This window comes from Streptomyces rectiviolaceus (genome assembly GCF_039533825.1).
Lineage (GTDB): Bacteria > Actinomycetota > Actinomycetes > Streptomycetales > Streptomycetaceae > Streptomyces > Streptomyces rectiviolaceus.
This window is the reverse complement of the sequence record NZ_BAAAUG010000009.1, coordinates 101,189-120,752: the sequence shown is the minus strand read 5'-3', so window position 1 is coordinate 120,752 and position 19,564 is coordinate 101,189. Positions and strand designations below refer to the sequence as shown.

Annotated in this window: 15 protein-coding genes; 7 read left to right on the top strand and 8 right to left on the bottom strand. The window is 71.8% G+C overall.

Going from position 1 to position 19,564, the window contains the following annotated elements; genetic code table 11:
* Window positions 1–6: 6 nt before the first annotated feature.
* Window positions 7–1,923 (top strand): hypothetical protein, encoded by a 1,917-nt coding sequence (locus ABD378_RS01235; protein WP_386545344.1) that lies wholly within the window; start codon window positions 7–9, stop codon window positions 1,921–1,923.
* Window positions 1,924–1,927: 4 nt separating this feature from the next.
* Here the strand turns inward: ABD378_RS01235 and ABD378_RS01230 are convergent, their stop codons facing one another.
* From ABD378_RS01230 to ABD378_RS01210, 5 genes are all read right to left on the bottom strand, one after another.
* Window positions 1,928–2,446 carry a GNAT family N-acetyltransferase gene (locus ABD378_RS01230; RefSeq protein ID WP_344518346.1) on the bottom strand — a complete coding sequence of 173 codons (519 nt, stop codon included), beginning with the start codon at window positions 2,444–2,446 and terminating at the stop codon, window positions 1,928–1,930.
* A complete protein-coding gene (locus tag ABD378_RS01225; RefSeq protein ID WP_344518345.1) occupies window positions 2,443–3,147 on the bottom strand; it encodes a TetR/AcrR family transcriptional regulator in 705 nt (234 codons plus the stop codon). Before ABD378_RS01225 ends, ABD378_RS01230 begins: the two co-directional genes overlap by 4 nt.
* A 65-nt stretch (window positions 3,148–3,212) precedes the next feature.
* Complete coding sequence (locus tag ABD378_RS01220; protein ID WP_344518344.1) at window positions 3,213–4,283, bottom strand: PDR/VanB family oxidoreductase; 1,071 nt, start codon at window positions 4,281–4,283, stop codon at window positions 3,213–3,215.
* A 1-nt stretch (window position 4,284) separates the two neighbouring features.
* Window positions 4,285–5,217, bottom strand: coding sequence for a metal-dependent hydrolase (locus ABD378_RS01215; RefSeq protein WP_344518343.1), 933 nt, complete (start codon window positions 5,215–5,217; stop codon window positions 4,285–4,287).
* 78 nt (window positions 5,218–5,295) lie between these two features.
* Complete coding sequence (locus ABD378_RS01210; RefSeq protein ID WP_425583807.1) at window positions 5,296–7,002, bottom strand: SpoIIE family protein phosphatase; 1,707 nt, start codon at window positions 7,000–7,002, stop codon at window positions 5,296–5,298.
* Between the two features lie 494 nt (window positions 7,003–7,496).
* On the opposite strand from ABD378_RS01210, the gene ABD378_RS01205 reads away from it, so the two are divergent.
* The 3 genes from ABD378_RS01205 to ABD378_RS01195 all read left to right on the top strand — a co-directional run bounded on the left by ABD378_RS01205 (window position 7,497) and on the right by ABD378_RS01195 (window position 11,172).
* Window positions 7,497–9,146 (top strand): glycoside hydrolase family 13 protein, encoded by a 1,650-nt coding sequence (locus ABD378_RS01205; RefSeq protein ID WP_344518392.1) that lies wholly within the window; start codon window positions 7,497–7,499, stop codon window positions 9,144–9,146.
* Window positions 9,147–9,171: 25 nt separating this feature from the next.
* Window positions 9,172–10,206: a LacI family DNA-binding transcriptional regulator gene (locus ABD378_RS01200; RefSeq protein WP_344518341.1), complete on the top strand. Its 1,035-nt coding sequence runs from the start codon at window positions 9,172–9,174 to the stop codon at window positions 10,204–10,206.
* Between the two features lie 75 nt (window positions 10,207–10,281).
* Window positions 10,282–11,172 carry a phosphatase PAP2 family protein gene (locus tag ABD378_RS01195; protein WP_344518340.1) on the top strand — a complete coding sequence of 297 codons (891 nt, stop codon included), beginning with the start codon at window positions 10,282–10,284 and terminating at the stop codon, window positions 11,170–11,172.
* Window positions 11,173–11,211: 39 nt separating this feature from the next.
* Here ABD378_RS01195 and ABD378_RS01190 read toward each other — a convergent pair whose 3' ends face one another.
* Entirely contained in the window at window positions 11,212–12,798 is a 1,587-nt protein-coding gene (locus ABD378_RS01190) for an amidohydrolase (RefSeq protein ID WP_344518339.1), read from the bottom strand.
* Window positions 12,799–13,080: 282 nt separating this feature from the next.
* Window positions 13,081–14,529, bottom strand: coding sequence for an APC family permease (locus tag ABD378_RS01185; RefSeq protein WP_344518338.1), 1,449 nt, complete (start codon window positions 14,527–14,529; stop codon window positions 13,081–13,083).
* A gap of 148 nt (window positions 14,530–14,677) precedes the next feature.
* Between ABD378_RS01185 and ABD378_RS01180 the strand changes: the two genes are divergently transcribed.
* Window positions 14,678–15,280, top strand: a complete 603-nt coding sequence (locus ABD378_RS01180) for a TetR/AcrR family transcriptional regulator (RefSeq protein ID WP_344518336.1) — start codon at window positions 14,678–14,680, stop codon at window positions 15,278–15,280.
* Window positions 15,281–15,327: 47 nt separating this feature from the next.
* Here the strand turns inward: ABD378_RS01180 and ABD378_RS01175 are convergent, their stop codons facing one another.
* Complete coding sequence (locus ABD378_RS01175) at window positions 15,328–18,339, bottom strand: bifunctional [glutamine synthetase] adenylyltransferase/[glutamine synthetase]-adenylyl-L-tyrosine phosphorylase (protein ID WP_344518335.1); 3,012 nt, start codon at window positions 18,337–18,339, stop codon at window positions 15,328–15,330.
* A gap of 117 nt (window positions 18,340–18,456) precedes the next feature.
* Here ABD378_RS01175 and ABD378_RS01170 point away from each other — a divergent pair, with 117 nt between their 5' ends.
* Both ABD378_RS01170 and ABD378_RS01165 read left to right on the top strand, forming a co-directional pair.
* Complete coding sequence (locus ABD378_RS01170) at window positions 18,457–18,969, top strand: pyridoxamine 5'-phosphate oxidase family protein (protein WP_344518334.1); 513 nt, start codon at window positions 18,457–18,459, stop codon at window positions 18,967–18,969.
* Window positions 18,970–19,058: 89 nt separating this feature from the next.
* Window positions 19,059–19,493 (top strand): VOC family protein, encoded by a 435-nt coding sequence (locus tag ABD378_RS01165; RefSeq protein ID WP_344518333.1) that lies wholly within the window; start codon window positions 19,059–19,061, stop codon window positions 19,491–19,493.
* Window positions 19,494–19,564: the final 71 nt, after the last annotated feature.

The following is a 19,564-nucleotide window of genomic DNA, read 5'->3' as shown; positions in this document are numbered from 1 at the left end:
CTCGTTTTGCTGAACGTGTCGTCGAATGTGAAGTCCCCCGCCCCGTCCCAGGATCTCTCCGGCGTCGTCGACGTCGAGCAGGCCGAGGCCGCCCTCGTCGAGCACTACCCACGTCTGGTGCGGCTCGCCTACCTGGTCCTTCCGCCCAGCCTCGGGCGCAACCGGCGGGTCCTGACCGCCCACGCGCTGACCCAGCGCGCGCTGCCCCGCAGCCGCAGGTCCGGCGACGCGGAGGTCATCCCGGTACAGCGGTCGGGGGAAGGGCGTGGCAGCGATCCCGGGTACGCGTACGTACGGCTGCGCGTCGTCGGCACCGCGCTTGACGCGGGGCTTCCGCTCCGCCGCAAGGCCTGGCCGAAGCGCTCGCAGTTGCCGCCACTCCTGCCGCAGGTGTGGGGGCTCCGGCTCTTCCCGCGGTCGGGCGGAGCCGATGAACTCGCGCTGGATCAACGGCTCTCGGCGCTCACGGGCCCCGCTCGGGCCGCGTACGTACTGCGCGGCCTCGAGCGGCTCCCCGACGGCGACGTGCACAAGCTGCTCGCCGCGGCGGGAGTCGACGAGCCCGCGGCCGCGCTGGCCGAGGCCGACGGCGTGCACGCGGCGTACGACCTGCTCAAGTCCCCCGAGTTCGACCCCTGCTCACTGCAGGCGCGGCCCACCGACCTGATGCGCCGCAGGCAGCACATGAAGGCCGCGGGCGTCGCGCTGGCCGCCGCCCTGGTATGCGGGGCGCTGCTCGGGCTTCCGGGCGACGGGTGGGGGCCGGACGGGGCCGCCGCGCCCGCGTACGCGAAGAATCCCGCGGGCCAAGCCGCCCTCGATCCCGGCCAGTTGACGAAGGTCGCGGCCGGAGCCTGGAAGCGGTCCGCGCGGGCCGACTTCTCCGTGTGGCCCGCCAGGGGCGCGCTCACCGGTGACGAGGCCCTGCTGCGCCGCGCCCTGGCCGTCTGGGCCAGGCCCGGCGAGTCGGTGCAGGTCTCCGCCACGCCCGGCACGGCAGCGGGCGCACCTCCCGGGCCCGCGCAACTGCTCTTCGCCGGCGAGGTCGACGCGGCACGGGTCGTGCTGCTGTACGACGGTCTGCGCATCGTGCGGTACGCCGAGCCGAAGGACGGCACCAGCGGAGCCGCACTCGACTTCGCGCGCGTGGACGGCGCGACCAGCGCCGAGGCCGGAGCCCTGGTGGTGAACCGCGTCGACGGCAACGTGCGGTACCTGACCGCGCCTTGGGTGGAGGGTGCCGCCGTACGCGACCTGCTGAAGCCGGAAGGGAGCGCCGACGCCCTGAAGCGGGACGGCGATGGTGTCACGCAGCCGCTCGCCAGTCCGGCGCAGGCCCGTGCGTGCACCTCCTGGAACGCCCTGCAGCTGCGGGACGACGCGGGCGCGAGCCGGCTCTCCACCGACCTCGGTGAACTCGTCCCCGCCCATCTCACCGCGGGCCGCCCGCAGGCCCCGCGCGAGGCCTCGGCAGCGGACTGGTCATCGGCCGCCTGCTCACTGGCCGCCGCGAGCTCGAACGGCGTGCGGTCCGTGAACTCCTGGCAGTACGCGCGTCAGACACTGCCCGAGGCGAACGGCACCGCGGCCTGGCTCTGCACCCGAGCCGACACGTGGCGGGGCGACGGAGGCCGGGCCCTCGCGCAGTTCCGGGCGACGGGCGCGGCGGCCGTCGCGGCGAAGGCGGAGGACTCCGCGGCGTGCGGGGCGCGGGAGCCGTCGGTGCTCGCGGGAGTGCGGTGGAAGTCCCGGGGCGGTAACTGGTACCTGCTGGGCGGCGGCAGCAAGGACGTCGTCTCGGTCAGGGCTTCCGGCGGGTCCCAGACCCCCGGCAACACCGTGGCCGCGCCCCTGAAGCGTGGCGCCCGCGCCGGGCTCACCGGGCGGCTCGCGGACGGCACGAAGGTGTCGACGCTGCGTTGAGCCGTCAGGCCTCGGACGGGACCGAACCGCGCAGGTCCTTCTCCAGGAGCGTCACGCCGTACGTGCTCCCGTCCGCCGCCACCTTCCCCGGCAGCTCCCCCACCACCGCATAGCCCGCCGCCTCGTAGTACTCCCGCAGGCGCGGGTTGGACGAGACGCAGTCCAGGCGGCAGCGCTCCCGGCCCGCCTCCGCGATCCGCCGTTCCGCGCGGGCCAGCATCGCGCGGCCCGTTCCCGCGGGGGCGCCGCGTCGTGTCATCAGGCGGTGCACATAGCCCGCGACGGGCGGCTGTTCACCCCAGGCAGGCTCGTCCGCCCACCACACCTCGTACGCCCCGGTGACCATCTCGCCGTCGTACGCGAGCCAGACCTCGTCCGACGCGATCCGCCCACGAAAGTGCTCCGCGCCCTTCTCGCCCGGCTTCCACTGGTCGATCCCCCGGTCCCGCATCCAGTGCGCGGCACCGTCGTAGAGGGCGACGAGGGTGGGGATGTCCTCTTCGCCTGCCAGGCGGTGGGTCAACTGCTCTGCTCCTGCGGGGCAAGGCCGATCAGGCGGGTGATCAGCTCGGCGAACGGTCCTTCCGGCGGCTCCTCGGCGAGGATGCGGCGCAGGATCGCCGCCATCTCCTCGTCGTACGCGGCGCTCACCGCGGCGAGCGCCGCGAAGTCGTGCACCAGTTGCAGCTCGAGCTCGGCGCGCGGGATGCGGCGTCCGTCGAGCCAGATGAGTGCCGTGGACTCGGCGAGCGAGATCCAGGAGCGGACCACCAGTTCGAGCCTGGCGGGCGGGTTCGTGATGCCCAGGTGCGCGAGGATCTGGACGTACGCCGCTTGGCGCACCGAATCGATCATCGCGTTGGTGGTGGAGGAGCCGACGGCGGGGCCGCCGCGCATCAGCGCGGAGAAGCCGGGGCCGTGGCCGTCAACGAAGTCCAGGAAGCGGCCCATCACACGCAGCAGGCGGACCCCCAGCGGGCCTTCCATCGGTTCCACGAAGCGCTCGGCGAGATCGTCGGCCGCCCGCTGCAACGCCGCTTCGTACAGGCTGAGTTTGCCCGGAAAGTAGTGGTAGACCAGCGGTCGCGAGATGCCCGCGGCCGCTGCTATCTCGTCGATGGACACATCGTCGGGCGAGCGGTGGCTGAACAGGTCGAGCGCGACCCCGATCAACTGCTGCCGCCGCTCCTCGACACCCATTCTGCGGCGCACCCCGGTAGTCATGCGAACACCTTACCGAGCAGATCCAGCCGTCCAAGGGGCCGGTACGTCCCAACCGTTCACAGGTCTCACATGTCGAGCACGATTCGGTCGCCGCCCGCCCTCGACACACAGATCAGCATCGAGTCGGCGCGCTCGGCATCCGTGAGCAGTTCGTCCCGGTGGTCGATCTCCCCTTCCAGGACCCGCTGTCGGCAGGTTCCGCAGAAGCCCTGCTCGCAGGAGTACGCGGTGTTGGGCAGCTCGGCGCGCACCGCGGAGAGGACCGTGGTGTCGGCGGCCACGGAGACGGTACGTGCGCTGCGGCGCAGTTCCACATCGAAAGTGCCGTTGCCCTCCGTGGAGGTGTGCGGCGTGAAGCGCTCCAGATGCAGGTCGGCCCCTTCAGGGAGCGTCGCCGCCACCGCTTCCATCAGGCCATCGGGGCCGCAGACATGGACAGCGGTGGAGGGCGCGAGGTCCGCGAGGAAGGCGGCGAGGTCCGGGCGGCCGCCCTCGTCCTCCGCGACGACCGTGATCCTGCCCGCCGCCGTGCCCGCCAGTTTCTCCACGTCCTCCAGGAACGGCATCGAGGCGCGGGAGCGGCCCCCGTACAGGAGGCGCCACTCGCGCCCCCCGGCCTCGACCGCCCGCAGCATGGGCAGGATCGGGGTGATGCCGATGCCGCCCGCCACGAAGACGTACGTATCGGCGTCGGCCAGCGGGAAGCGGTTGCGCGGGCCGCGCACCTCGACCTCCGTCCCCTCCCGGAGCTGCTCGTGCACCTCGCGCGAACCGCCGCGGCCACCCTGCTCCTCGCCGATCAGGCGGGTCGCGACGGTGTACGAGGAGGTGTCCTCCGGGTCCCCGCACAGCGAGTACTGGCGGACGAGGCCCGACGGCAGGACCAGGTCCAGGTGGGCGCCCGGCTCCCAGGCGGGCAAGTGGTCGCCCTCCAGGCGCAGTTGTACGACTCCCTCGGCGACCGTCTCGTGCCGGGTGACGGCCAGGCGAAGGGCGCGGGAGCGCGGGCGGCCCGAGACCGGGTTCTCCAGGGCGGGCAGCGGCCACAGCGGGGAGGCGTCGATGCGGCGCCGCATGGCCCGCTTGGCGAGCAGGGCGGCGCCCGTGACGAGCAGGACGGTGCGGATGCGGGGCATGTCAGCGCGCTCCCTTCGGCGCGGGCAGCGGTGCCGTCGCGGCTTCGGCGGCGGTGGCCGCCGGGGACGAGGCGAGGTAGGCGACGGCCTGTGCGGTGCTGCCCTCGTGGGAGGGGTGATAGGCGCGGCTCAGATAGCGGGGGATGGAGCGGATCATGTCCTGTGTCGTGGGCAGCGTGCCCTGCTTACCGCCCTGGTAGAAGTCCTTGAACGACGCCTTGCCGCCGATGAGCGTCGGGTCGTTCTCCATGAAGAAGCGTGCGCCGCGCTGCCAGAGGAAGACCAGCGCGGTGAAGGCCGTGGCCCAGGTGCGCGCGCGGCGGCGGTAGCTGCCGTCGACGTGCATGAAGAGTTCGAAGGCGACGGAGCGGTGCTCGACCTCTTCCGCGCCGTGCCAGCGCAGCAGGTCAAGCATGGTCGGGTCGGCGCCCCTGCGGTCCAGCTCGTCGGCGTTCAGGACCCAGTTGCCGAGGAAGGCGGTGTAGTGCTCGATGGCCGCGATCATCGCGACGCGCTCCATCAGCCACCACTTGCGGGCCTTGCCGGGCGGCAGCGTCCTGTCACCGAGCATCTTCTCGAAGAGCCAGTCGACCTGGGCGGTGTAGGGCGTGGGGTCGAGGCCCTGCTCCTTGAGGTGCGGCAGGACCTCGTCGTGGGCCTGCGCGTGCATGGCCTCCTGGCCGATGAAGCCGATCACGTCCTCGCGGAGCCGGTCGTCACGGATGTACGGCAGGACCTGCTTGTACACGTGGACGAACCAGCGCTCACCCGCCGGGAGAAGCAGGTGCAGCACGTTGATCGTGTGCGTGGCGAAGGGGTCGCCCGGCACCCAGTGCAGCGGGGTGTCCTCCCAGGAGAAGGAGACCTTGCGTGCCTTGAGCGGTATGTGCTCGGACGCGACGGGCCTCGGCTCCCGGCTCTGCGTATTAGACATGGCGTCAATGTACTGACGGGTAGGCGCATGGGTACAGGTGTCTGCGGCGGTTTCTTTCAACCCGTCCCGCGCGGTGCTTCAGCCCGTCCTGCGCAGTGCGAGCAGGGCGATGTCGTCCTCCCGTTCGTGCCCGAAGCAGGCCATGAGCATGTCGCACAGGTCGGCGACGCCTCGCGGCGCGCCCGCCGCCGCGACCCGCAACTGCTCCATCGACACCGCCAGATCCGTGCCCCTCGTCTCGATGAGCCCGTCGGTGACCATCAGCAGGCGGTCGGACCGCGCGAGGACCACCTCGCTCGGCGTCGGCCGGTCGAGGCCAAGGCCAAGGCCCAGGAGCGGCCCCCTCGCCTCGACGTACGCGGCCGTGCCCTCGTCCCGCACCACGAGCGGCGGGATGTGGCCCGCGTTGGCGATCCGTGTGCGCCCGGTGGCAGGCTCGACCAGGCTCAGGCACATCGTGGCCGTCACGCCCGGGTGGTAGTGCTGCAGCATCCGGTCGAGGCGTCGCGTGAGCGCGCCGGGGTCGGGGTCCTCGACGCAGTACGCCCGCAGCGCGTGCCGGATCTCGACCATCACGGTGGCCGCGTCGAGGGAGTGCCCGACGACATCACCGATGCCGGTCAGCACACCGACGGGTGTCGGAAGCGCCGCGTAGAAGTCCCCGCCGATCTCCGCCTGGCGCGACGCCGGTTCGTAGCGCACGACGACGTCCGTGCCGGGAAGCTCCGGCAACTGCACGGGCAGGAAGCTGTGTTGGAGGGTCAGCGCGATATGGCGCTCCTCTTGGTACATCAGCAGGGGCTCCGCCGCGAGTGCGGTGGCGTGGGCGAGGCGCTCGACGAGGTGCGCCGTCTCGCCGGACGGCGCATCCTCGTACGCGGGGGTCGCGAGGCACACCAGCGTGCGCCCTTCGCGCAGCCGGGCCAGGACGAGGTCGGCGTCCTCCGGCGTCCCGTCGCACCCCTGCCCGATCGCCCCCACCGGGCGGAAGAACCCCGGCGGCCACAGCGGAGACGGCACGACCGTGTGGCGTACGCCCGTACGCCCCGACATGACGCGCCGCATCAGCCGGATCACCGCCTCGTGCGCCCCGGCGTCCGGCAGCGATGCGGCCGCTCTGCGCCGGGAGAGCCCCCGGTGGATCTCTCCGTCCTCGCCGAGCACGAACACCGTCGCGAGACCATCGGTCAGCCGCGCCGTGCCCGCGGCGGCGGCGTCCGCCAGTTCGCCCAGGCAGCGCGCGGACTGCACGTCCAGGATCGTCCCGGCGAGCAACGCGAGGCGCCCGACCCGGAGTTGGGCGTCACTGCGGCAGCGTCCCCCGCGCGCCGCGGCCCGTACGACCGCCTGGATCTCCTCGGGTTCCGCGGGCACCGTCAGATAGGACTCGCCCCCCGCGTCGAGCCCCCGGCACCGGTCGGCTGGCGGACGCGCCGCCGCCGAGAAGTGGACCACGGGCAGGGCGGCGAAAGGGGGCAGCTGCTTCAAGCGGCGGCAGAGTTCATAGCCGCTCATGTCGGGCAGGCCGACGTCGACGAGCGCCACGTCCGGCAGGTCCCCCGCCCGCATCCGCACGTCGAGTTCGATCAGCGCCTCGCTCGCGCTCGCGGCGAGCAGGACGCGGTGTCCGTCCCTGCGCAGGACAGCGCTCAGCGCGTACCTGCTTGCGGGCACGTCGTCGACCACCAGAACCGTACTGGCCCTACTCACTGCCTTGCCCTTGACGCTCACGCGGGACAGCCCCTCAGGGCGGGGACGGAGCAGGCCGACTGGTGCCTGCCTCATCAAGTTAGCGCCCCACCGCGCACGCCGGGAGAAGTCGGCGCCAGTGCGACCCGGATCGGTACAGGTCACCGAAGTCGCCTCGTGAGCTGCCTGCCTGACAGTAGAATCTCCAGCTTCGGCCCACACGGGGTGCAGCGCGCACACCATGCGCGGCACCAGGCGTGACCTGCTGCTTCCGGGCCGCCAGGAGTGACCTTGAGGACGACGACGAGATCGCCGGGGCGCGCGGCGACGGCCTCCGGCGCCTCCGCGCGCCACGACGGCGCGCGATACGGCGTCCGCCGCCCCTCACCCGCCGTACGGAGGCCGATGGTGGGCCCGGTCGCACGAATCCTCAGCACATCGCGGTATGCCGCCGACGTCCTCGGACGGTACGGGCGAGCCGGCTGCCGCCCGGCAGAGCACCACAGGGTGAGGAGGACATCCTCGTGACCTTCGCCTTCCGCAGGGCGTTCACCGGAGTGCCGCACATCCCCGCACTCCTGAGGGACTTCATGACCCAGCACGTCACCGCTGCCCTTCCCGCCGACGCCCCGACCGACGACTGCGCGCGCAGCGAGTGGTGGCGCGACGCCGTCATCTACCAGGTCTATCCGCGCAGCTTCGCCGACGGCAACGGCGACGGCATGGGCGACCTGCCGGGCGTCACGGCCCGCCTCCCGCACCTGAGGCGGCTCGGCGTGGACGCCGTCTGGCTCTCCCCCTTCTACGCGTCGCCACAGGCCGACGCCGGGTACGACGTGGCCGACTACCGCGCGGTGGACCCCATGTTCGGCACCCTGCCGGACGCCGACCGCCTCGTACGGGAAGCGCACGCGCTCGGACTGCGCGTGATCGTGGACGTGGTGCCCAACCACTGCTCGGACCAGCACGAGTGGTTCAAGCGGGCGCTGCGCGAGGGCCCGGGGTCGCCGCTGCGCGAGCGCTTCCACTTCCGGCCCGGGAAGGGCGAGGACGGTGAACTGCCGCCCAACGACTGGGAGTCCGTCTTCGGCGGCCCGTCCTGGACGCGGGTCGCGGACGGCGAGTGGTACCTCCATCTCTTCGCGCCCGAGCAGCCCGACTTCAACTGGGACCACCCGGCGGTGCACGACGAGTTCCGCTCCATCCTGCGCTTCTGGCTCGACCTCGGCGTCGACGGCTTCCGCATCGACGTGGCCCACGGCCTGGTCAAGGCGGCGGGCCTGCCCGACATCGGCCACGAGGAGCAGGTGAAGCTGCTCGGCAAGCAGGCCGTCCCCTACTTCGACCAGGACGGCGTGCACGAGATCTACCGCAGCTGGCGGCGAATCCTCGATGAGTACGCGGGCGAACAGATCGCCGTCGCCGAGGCGTGGACGCCGACGGTGGAGCGCAGCGCGCGGTATCTGCGCCCGGATGAGCTGCACCAGGCCTTCAACTTCGAGTATCTGACGACCGGTTGGGACGCCGCCGAGCTGCGCGCCGTCATCGACCGCTCCCTCGACGCGATGAACACCGTGGCGGCGCCCGCCACCTGGGTGCTCTCCAACCACGACGTAGTGCGCCACTCCACCCGTTTCGCCGACGGCGACGCGGCGCGTGGCCTGCGCCGGGCGAAGGCGGCCACGCTGCTGATGCTGGCGCTGCCCGGCTCGGCGTACATCTACCAGGGCGAGGAGCTCGGCCTGCCCGAGGTGACCGAACTGCCGGACGAGGTGCGCCAGGACCCGGCGTTCTTCCGCAGCACGGGGCAGGACGGGACGCGGGACGGATGCCGGGTGCCGCTGCCGTGGTCCGGGGAGCGGGCGCCGTTCGGTTTCGGTCCGGTCGAGGGCGGCCCGAGCTGGCTGCCGCAGCCCGCCGGCTGGAAGGACCTCACGGTCGAGGCCCAGGAGGGCGACCCCGACTCCACCCTGGAGTTCTACCGCAGGGCGCTCGCCGTGCGCCGCGAACACCCGGCGCTCGGCGCGGGCCGTGACGTGGAGTGGCTCGACGCTCCGGAGGGCGTGCTGTCCTTCCGCCGCACGACGCCGCGGGGCTCGGTCGTCTGCACGGTGAACCTCACCGCGGAGCCGGTCACGATCCCCACCCCCGGCAGCGTGCTCCTGTCGAGCGCGGACGCGACACCCGGTGCCACCGGGACGATCCTTCCCGCGGATTCAACGGTCTGGTGGGCAGCCTGAGATGTGACCGGTACAGTCCAATCCTGTGACCGCGCGACTGGCCGACATCGCAGCGCAGGCGGGGGTCAGCGAGGCGACGGTCAGCCGGGTGCTCAACGGCAAGCCGGGTGTCGCCGGGGCCACCCGCCAGTCAGTGCTTGCCGCACTCGACGTGCTCGGCTACGAGCGCCCGGTGCGGCTGCGCCAACGCAGCGCGGGCCTGATCGGGCTGATCACACCGGAGCTGGAGAACCCGATATTCCCCGCGCTCGCCCAGGTCATCGGGCAGGCCCTGACCCGGCAGGGGTATACGCCGGTCCTTGCCACGCAGACGCCGGGCGGCTCCACGGAGGACGAGCTGACGGAGATGCTCGTGGATCGCGGGGTCTCCGGCATCATCTTCGTCTCGGGGCTGCACGCGGACACCTCCGCCGACATGCAGCGCTATGAGCAGCTGCGCGGGCAGGGCGTGCCGTTCGTGCTTGTCGACGGCTTCTCCCCCAAGGTGCAGGCGCCCTTCATCTCACCGGACGACCGGGCTGCGATGCGCCTCGCGGTCACCCACCTCGTCTCCCTGGGGCATACACGGATCGGACTCGCCCTGGGTCCCAAGCGGTTCGTGCCCGTACAGCGGAAGATCGAGGGCTTCGTACGCACGGTGCGTGACCTCCTTGCCCTGGCCCCCGAGGAGATCGAGTCGGAGCTGGTCCAGCACTCGCTGTACACGCTGGAGGGCGGGCAGGCCGCGGCGTCCGCGCTGATGGACCGCGGCTGCACGGCCGTGGTGTGCGCGAGCGACATGATGGCCCTGGGGGCGATACGGACGGCGCGGGAGCGCGGATTCGAGGTCCCTGACGATATTTCGGTGGTGGGATTCGACGATTCCCCCCTCATCGCGTTCACCGATCCGCCCCTGACCACGGTGCGCAAGCCCGTACCGGCGATGGGGCAGGCGGCGGTGCGTACACTCCTCGAGGAGATCGGCGGTACTCCCGCCCCGCACAGCGAATTCGTCTTCATGCCGGAGCTGGTCGTCCGGGGTTCAACCGCTTCTGCCCCTGGGGGACGCGGTCGTCCGTAGGGCGTAGAGAATGCGCCCTGAACCAGACCTTGGGATGATCGGTCGGAGGGTCGGTATCTGGCAGACTCTGTGCCTATGGGTGAGATGACTGTGACGACACTGGAAGGCCAGCAGCGGCCCAGCACATCACCCATCGCGGGCGAGCAAGATGACCGCAATGGGCGGAACTTCCTGCGTCGCCTTCGCACGCCGCGGCGCCCCCGGCTCTGGTTCGAGATCCTCCTGATCGCGGTGAGCTACTGGACGTACTCGCTGATCCGCAACGCCGTGCCGGAGCAGAAGTCGCAGGCCCTGCACAACGCCGACTGGATCTGGCGGATGGAGGAGCACCTCGGGATCGCCGTGGAGCAGAGCGTCAACCACGCGGTGGACTCGGTGACATGGCTCATCGTCGGCATGAACTACTACTACGCGACGCTGCACTTCGTGGTGACGCTAGGTGTCCTGGTGTGGCTGTTCCGCAAGCATCCGGGTCGTTATGCGGCGACGCGCATGGTGCTCTTCGCGACGACGGCTGTGGCACTGCTCGGCTACTACCTGTATCCCCTGGCACCCCCGCGCCTGATGAACGGCCATGACTTCATCGACACGGTCCTCGTCCACCAGACCTGGGGCTCCATGGCCTCCGGCGACCTCAAGCACATGTCGAACCAGTACGCGGCGATGCCGTCGATGCACATCGGCTGGTCCCTGTGGTGCGGCCTGACGATCTTCGCCCTGGCCTCGGTGCCGTGGGCGAAGGTGCTCGGCCTGCTCTACCCCACGGCGACCCTGATCGTGATCGTGGCCACCGCCAACCACTTCTGGCTGGACGCGGTGGGCGGCATGATCTGCCTGGCCTTCGGGTTCGCGGTGGCCTGGGCCTGGTACGGCGCGATGCCGCACAGGCTGCCGCGTGAGGTGGCGTTGACGGAGGACCGGACTCCGCTCCTGTCGGCCAAGGTCAAGGCCCGGTTCAGGGCCTGAGCGGCCTGCGCTCCCTGAACGGAGCCCCGTCACCGCCTGTCACGGGTGACGGTGGGTGACGTGCCCTCCGGACACGGTCAGCCGGATCGGCGCCTGCGCCACCTCATCCGCGGGTGCCTCCACGGGGTCGAGACCGAAGGCCGTGAGGTCCGCGCGGAAGCCGGGGGCGATCCGCCCCGCCCGCTCCCCCTCGCCCGCCGCGACAGCGGCATGGGAAGTGCAGCCCTCCAGCGCCATGAGCCCGGTGAGACCTGCCCCCGATGAGGCCGCTCCACGGGGCGCCCGCGCGGTGGCCAGGACCTCACGTGCGTCGTAGTGGGCGATGGGCCAGTCAGAGCCCAGGGCCACTACCGCCCCCGCGTCCCGCAGGTCCCGGGTCCGCCAGGCCCGCGCGGCCCGCTCGTCGCCAAGACGCCTGGACCACTCGTCGGTGTGGTCGGCGCGCGTGTACGCGGTGTGCGGGGGCTGCATGGAGGCGATGACCCCGAGCTCCGCGAAGCGCGGGACCGTGTCGTCCGGGACGGTCTCGATGTGCTCGATCCGGTGCCTGAGACGCCCTCCGGGGCCCAGTGAGGCGACGGTGTCGAGCACGTGGCGCACGGCGGCGTCCCCGATGGCGTGGGTCGCCGTCCGCACCCCGGCCGCGTGCAGGTGCCGTACGGCGTTCGCGTACGCCTCCGGGTCCGGCCAGAAGGCGGCGGTCCCCTGCCCGTGGCAGTCGGCGTGCTCCAGCCAGGCGGTGCCGCCCTCGACGGTGCCGTCCATGAAGAACTTGGCACCGCCGACGAGCCAGTGCCGCCCGTGCTCGGCCTGCAGCGCGACCAGCTCGTCGAGCCCCTCCTTGTCGACGCCGGGCATGCACCAGGGGGCGAGCCGCAGCCGAAGGGGGAGCTGTGTCTCCTGCTCGACCGAGGCGAGCAGTCCGGGTACGTCGTCGCCGCCGAGGTCCATGACATGGGCGCCGGTCAGGCCGGTGGCCGCCATCGCGGAGAGCAGTTCGACCAGGCGGGTGCGGCGCTCGGCGTGGGAGGGCCTGGGCAGGACGGGGGTGATGAGGTCCATGGCGGCGTGCTCGATGAGGTGGCCGGTGGGAAGCCCTTCGTCGTCGCAGACGACGGTGGCGCGCTGGGCGAAGGCGCGGGGGCCTTCGACGCCCGCCGCGCGGAGGGCCGCGCCGCTGACGAGGGCGGAGTGGCCGTCGTAGAGGCGGATGAAGGCGGGGGCGCCGTCGAGCGTGTCCTCGATGAGGCCGCGGTGGACCGGGCGCCCACCAAAGGCGTTGTGGTCAAGGCCCCAGGCGACGACCCACCCGTCGATGCGGGCTGCTGTGCGCAGGGCCGCGCGGAGTCCGTCGAGGTCGCGTACGCCGCTGAGATCCTGGCCTGTGGCCATCTCAAGCCCCCAGACCGGGTGGCTGTGGGAGTCGACGAGGCCTGGGGCGAGGGTGGCTCCGTCCAGGTGGATGGTTTCGGTCCGGGGGCCGTCCCAGTCGCGTACGTCTTCGGGGGCGCCGACCGCCGCGATGTGTCCGTCGCGGACGGCGAGGGCGGTGGCGTGGGGGTTGGTGGGGTCGAGGGTGCGGATGTGGGCGCCGGTGAGGATGAGGTCGGCGGGGGCGGGAGGCACGGGGAACTCCGTTCAGGTGGGTGGGGGGTTGCGGTAACGGCGGCTATTTCCCCAACCCCGCCCCTTCCCGAAAACCCGCTCTGGCGCGGGGGCCTTGGTGGCCGTCATCACCGGCTCCGCCGAGTTCGTCCTCAAACGCCGGACGGGCTGAATGATCTCGGCCGGGCTGGAACATCCAGCCCGGCCGGCGTTTGAGGCCATCTTGTCGGGGTCTGGGGCGGAGCCCCAGGTAGGTCCGGGGCGCAGGCACGGTTTTCGGGAAGGGGCGGGGTTGGGGACTGATCAGTTCGGCTCGCTGGCGAAGCCCTCGTACACCTCCGGACGGCGGCGACGCAGTCGCGCGGCAAGAGCAAGACCAAGGACGAACACCGCGGGGGCGACCCCGACCAGGATCGTGTTCACGAAGGGGCTCGCCCCGGTGAAGACGTCGATGTGCGTGGCGACCAGGACCAGCGCCACGCTCAGCAGCACCGTCGCGGCCACGGGCGCAACCACCGTCCGCAGCACCCCCTCCTCGTGACGTATTCGCCGGAAGTAGAAGGGAACAGCGATCGCCGCGATCAGTTGGAGCGCCAACAGGCCGATCATCCCGGGGGTGTTGACCCACAGCAGAAGTTGAGCGTAAGGATCCGCGCCCGCCGCGGCGAAGGCGATGACCACCACCGCCCCCAGGACCGTCTGCGCCGCCCCCGCCAGATACGGCGACCGATGCCGCCCGTGCACCCGGCCCAGCACCTTCGGCAGCACGCCCTCCTCCGCGAGCCCGAGCCCGTAACGGTTGATCGCGTTGTGGAAGGCGAGGAGCGACGCCAGGACACTCGTCACGATCAGTACGTGCATCAAGTCGGCGGCCCAGCCCCCGACATAGGTCGTGATGGCCGAGAAGAAGAGGCCCGCCGGGTCCGATCCGGCCGCCTTCACCACCGCCTCGTCGCCGAAGGCCTGGATCACCGTCCAGACGACGAAGGCGTAGAAGAGCCCGAGGAACGCCACCGCGAAGTACGTCGCGCGCGGCACCGTCCGGTCGGGATTCCGCGCCTCACGCCGGTAGATGACGGTCGACTCGAATCCGGTGAACGCGGCGAAGGCGAAGGCGAGTACGGCAGCCGTGCCGGGGACGAAGACGTTCCCGGGGGTGAAGCCGTCCAGGCTCAGACCCTCCGCGCCGCCTCCCTTGATCAGGACGCCGCCCGCGAGCAGCACCAGGATCCCGGTCTCGGCGACGAGCAGCACACCGAGCAGCTTCGCGCCGAAGTCGATCGAGCGGTATCCGGCGTACCATATCAGGAGCAACCCGGCCAGGGACACCGGGAGCCAGGGGATGTCCGCGCCGAACAGGGCGTGGGCGGTGTCCTGCGTGGCGGTGCCCAGGAGTCCGTAGACGCCGATCTCCATGCCGTTGTAGCCCAGCATGGCGAGCAGGGCGGCGGCGATGCCGGCGGGGCGGCCGAGGCCGCGCGTGATGTACGCGTAGAAGGCGCCGCCGCTGCGGACGTGGCGGCTCATCGCGGTGAAACCCACGGCGAAGACGGCGAGCGTGATCCCGGCGAGCAGATAGCCGACGGGCGCGCCGATGCCGCCCAGGGAGATGGCGATGGGGGCGACGCCCGCCATGACGGTGAGCGGGGCGGCGGCGGAGACGACGAAGAAGGCGATGTCGGCGGTGCCGAGTGAGCCGGTCCTGAGGGTGGGTTCGTCCTCGACGGGGGGTCTGGGGGCGGTGGTGGACATGCGGAGGAAGCCCTTCTGCGGCGGGCGGGGGCAGGGCAGGGCCCGGCAGGGGGTGACTGCCGCGAACCCAAAACCTAAAGGCTTTCGGTTTCCGCAATGTAGCCTCATCGGCAGGCATCCGGGAAGGCTTCACGGGGAGATCGAAAACATGGGACGGCCGCGCACCCCCCTGCTCGACAGGGACCGCATCACGACGACCGCGCTCGCCCTCATCGACGAGAAGGGCGACTTCAGCGTCCCGCAGATCGCCAAGCGCCTCGGCGCGCAGACCGGCTCCGTCTACCACCACGTGGACGGCCGCGACGGCATCGTGGAACTGCTCCGCGAGCGGGTGAGCGAGGCGATCGACACCAGCACCCTCGACCCACGCCACCCCTGGGACGCGTCCCTTTCCGCCTGGGCCCGCTCCTACCGCGCCGCCTTCGCGGCCCACCCCAAGGTCATCCCGCTCCTCATGACCTCACCGGTGCGCGCACCACGCGTACTCGAGCAGTACGAACTCGCGGTGACACTGCTGATCGGCGCCGGATTCGCCCTCCCCGACGTCATGCCGGTGATCGTCGCCCTGGAGAACCTGGTGCTCGGCTCGGCGCTCGACCTGGCGGCGCCCGAGGCCATGTGGGAGCTGCCGGACGAGACCTCGACACCCGCCCTCGCGCGAGCCCTGGACGCGGCGCCACAGGGCCGCACCGACAGCGCCTTCGAGCTTGCGCTCACGGGGTTCCTGGCGCACGCGCGGACCATGCTGTAGCCGCCGCTCACCCCGTACGCGCCGCCTACGCCCCGTACGCGCGGCGCCTACGCCCCGTAGAACCTCTCCTCCATCACGGCCCGCGCCCTGCGCGTGATCCGCCGGTAGTCGTCCAGCATGTCCCCCACATGTCCGGGGTCGTAGCCCAAGTACCGCCCCACCGCAGCGAGTTCACGCCCGTCCGAGGGGAACGTGTCGCCGGCCCGGCCGCGCACCAGCATCACCGCGTTGCGCACCCGGGCGGCCAGGACCCATGCCTCGTCCAGGATCGCCGCGTCCTCGGTCGGGATCAGCTCGGCCGCGCAGGCCGCCGCGAGGGCTTCACGGGTGCGGGTCGTGCGCAGACCCGGTTCGACCCAGCCATGGGTCAACTGCATGAGCTGGACGGTCCATTCGACGTCCGAGAGCCCGCCGCGGCCCAGCTTGGTGTGCAGGGTGGGGTCGGCGCCGCGCGGCATGCGTTCCGCCTCCATGCGGGCCTTCAGACGGCGGATCTCGCGGACCGCGTCCTCGCCGAGGCCCTCCGCCGGATAGCGCAGCGGGGCGACGAGGTCGATGAAGGCCTGACCCAACTCGGGGTCACCGGCGACCGGTTCGGCCCGGAGCAGCGCCTGGGCCTCCCAGACAAGTGACCAGCGGCGGTAGTAGGCCTCGTACGAGCCGAGAGTCCGCACAAGGGGGCCGCTCCTGCCCTCCGGGCGCAGGTCCGCGTCGATCAGCAACGGCGGGTCGCCGCTGGGGAGTTGGAGGAGCCTGCGCATCTCGGAGACCACCTGGGAGGCCGCCTTCGCCGCCTCCTGGTCCCCGACGCCCTCGCGCGGCTCGTGGACGAAGAGGACGTCGGCGTCCGAGCCGTAGGCCAGTTCGTGGCCGCCGAAACGGCCCACGCCGATCACCGCGAACCGCACCGGCAGCGTGTCGCCCCAGCCTTCGCGGACCACCGCGCGGAGCGTCCCCGCGATCGTGGCAGCCGTGAGGTCGGAGACCGCGTCGCCCACCCGGTCGAGGAGGGCGCCCGGATCGGCCGCCGCGGGGTTCTCCTCCGTGCCGTACGAGCCGATGATGTCCGCCGCCGTCGTGCGGAACAGCTCGCGGCGGCGGACGCGGCGCGCCGCCGTGACCGCCTGTTCGGCGCCGTCCGCACGGCCCACCGCGGCCAGGACCTCCTGCTCCAGGTGGGCGCGGTCACGCGGTTCAAGGCCGCGCTGGTCGCCGAGCAGGGCCACCGCTTCGGGGGCGCGCAGGAGGAGGTCGGGGGCCAGGCGTCCCGCGGACAGGACACGGGCCAGGTTCTCGGCCGCCGCGCCCTCGTCGCGCAGGAGCCTCAGATACCAGGGGGTCTTGCCCAGGGCGTCCGACACCTTGCGGAAGTTCAGGAGGCCCGCGTCGGGGTCCGCGGAGTCGGCGAACCAGCCGAGGAGCACGGGGAGCAGGGTGCGCTGGATCGCCGCCTTGCGGGTGACGCCGGACGCCAGCGCCTCCAGGTGGCGCAGGGCGGCCGCGGGGTCGTGGTAGCCGAGGGCCACCAGGCGTTCGCGGGCCGCCTCCGTGCTCAACCGGGTCTCGACCGGGGCGAGTTGGGCCACGGCGTCCAGGAGCGGGCGGTAGAAGAGCTTCTCGTGCAGGCGGCGCACGACCGAGGTGTGCCGCTTCCACGCGCGGTTCAGCTCGGTGATCGGCTCCGTCCGCATGCCCAGGGAGCGGCCGATGCGCCGCAGGTCCACGTCGTCCTCGGGGATCAGGTGGGTGCGCCGCATCTTGAAGAGCTGGATGCGGTGCTCCAGGGAGCGCAGGAAGCGGTACGCGTCGTCGAGCTGGACCGCGTCCACACGCCCCACATAGCCGCCGGCCGCGAGCGCCTCCAGGGCCGCCAGAGTCGAACCGCTGCGGATCGACGTGTCGCCGCGGCCGTGCACCAACTGCAGGAGCTGTACGGCGAATTCGACGTCCCGCAGGCCTCCGGGGCCCAGCTTCAGCTCGCGGTCGACCTCGCCCGCCGGGATGTTCTCCACGACCCGGCGGCGCATCTTCTGCACGTCGGGCACGAAGTTGTCGCGCTCGGCCGCGTGCCAGACGAGGGGCGCGAGCGTGGCGACGTACTCCTCGCCGAGGGCCAGGTCCCCGGCCACCGGGCGGGCCTTGAGCAGCGCCTGGAACTCCCAGGTCTTGGCCCAGCGCTGGTAGTAGGCGAGATGGCTGCTGAGGGTGCGCACCAGGGGACCGTTGCGGCCCTCCGGGCGGAGGTTGGCGTCGACCGGCCAGATGGTGCCCTCGACCGTGGTCTCCGAGCAGATCCGCATCATGTGCGAGGCGAGCCGGGTGGCGGCCTGCAGCGCCTTGCCCTCGTCGGCGGGGTCCGTGCCGCCTGGGGCCTCTGCGGCCTCGCCGACGAAGATGACGTCGACGTCCGACACGTAATTCAGCTCGTGGCCACCGCACTTGCCCATCGCGATGACCGCGAGCCTGCACCGCGCGGCGTCCGCGGGGGCCGCGGCCTCGGCCATGGCAAGCGCGGCGCGCAGGGTCGCCGTCGCCAGGTCCGCGAGCTCGGCCGCCGCCTCGGCCATGTCCGTCGTGCCGCAGACGTCACGGGCCGCTATGGCGAGCAGGCAGCGGCGGTAGGAGACACGGAGCGAGACCGGGTCGGTGGCGTCGGCGAGACCGCGCTCGAACTCCTCGACGCCGGGGTGCAGGTCGGCCAGTTCGTACGTGACCAGGGCCCGCCAGTCGCGGGGGTGCCTGGCCAGGTGGTCGGCAAGGGCCTCGGAGGCGCCGAGCACGCCGAGCAGCCGGTCACGCAGCGGCTTGGCGCTGACCAGGGTGTCGAGCAGCTCCCGGCGGCTGATGTCGTCGGGCTGCCCCTCGACCAGACGTACGAGGCCGAGGAGCGCCAGGTCCGGGTCGGCGGACCCGCCGAGGGCGTCGAGCAGCACCGGGTCGGTCCGCACCGCGGACAACTCGGGAGCGCCGAGCAGCCGCTCGGCGGTGGACGGATCGGTGAAGCCATGCCGCAGCAGCCGCGTGAACGTACTGCTTCTGCGCCCTTGCGGCAACGTCATTCCCGCGCCTCCGTTCGATCACTACTGCCCGAGCCTACGGCCTGACCGATGAGTTCTGCCCGCGTGCGGAGTCCGTACTTGGACGGGAGCATTGGTGGCGGTGTCAGGAGGAGGACCATGCCCGGCGAGGAACCCCGTACGGAACTGGATGTCCGATACAGCAGTGCGGGCGCGACCGCGACCCCATGGTCCGACGCCGTGCGACAGCTCAAGGCGGCCGAGCTTTTCTGGATCTCGACCGTACGTCCCGACGGGCGCCCGCACGTCACACCGCTGCCCGCGGTCTGGCTGAACGGCGCGCTGCACTTCTGCACGGGCCCCGATGAGCGCAAGGCACGGAACGTGGCGGCCAACCCCGAGGTCGTGCTGACCACGGGCGTCAACCTCTGGGACAAGGGCCACGACCTGGTCGTGGAGGGCTCCGCGGTCCGGATCACCGACGAGGACAGGCTGCGGCGCCTGGCGGCGGCGTGGGAGGAGAGGTACGGCAGCTTCTGGCACTACGACGTGCGGGACGGCTGCTTCCACCACGGTCCCGGCCACGCGTACGTCTTCGAGGTGGCCCCCCGCACCGCCTTCGGCTTCGGCAAGGGCGAGCCGTTCAGCCAGACGCGCTGGCGCTTCACGTGAGTGCGTGAGGCGTGAGTGCGTGAGGGCGCGCCGGAGCGGACGCCATCGTTCACGCTGACAGGGCCCCCGCGCCCTGATGTACTCGGCCCATGGAATACACACTCGAGGTGATCCCGCTTCCCGTCAGCGACGTCGACCGGGCCAAGGAGTTCTACCGCGACAAGCTCGGCTTCCACGTGGACATCGACACGGAGGTCATGCCCGGCATGCGCATCGTCCAGCTGACCCCGCCGGGTTCCGGCTGTTCCATCGCCCTCGCCGACACCCTCTGGGAGACGATGGCGGGACCGACCCCGCCCCCCGGTTCCTACCAGGGCCTCCAGCTGTGCGTCGCCGACGCGAAGGAGGCACACGCCGAGCTGACCGCGCGCGGCCTGGACGTCTCGGAGCCGGTGGCGCATGCGCCGCAGGACGGCGGCACGTTCATGTACTTCAAGGATCCCGATGGCAATGGCTGGGCCATCCAGGAGTACTCGGTTCGGGCGTCTACGCCTCTGCGGGAAGCGATCGTCAGCGCCCCGTAAGGGGCGCGGGGAACGGCGCGAGCAACCACGAAAAGCCGCAGACGCATCTGCCGAGCAACCTGGCAGATGCG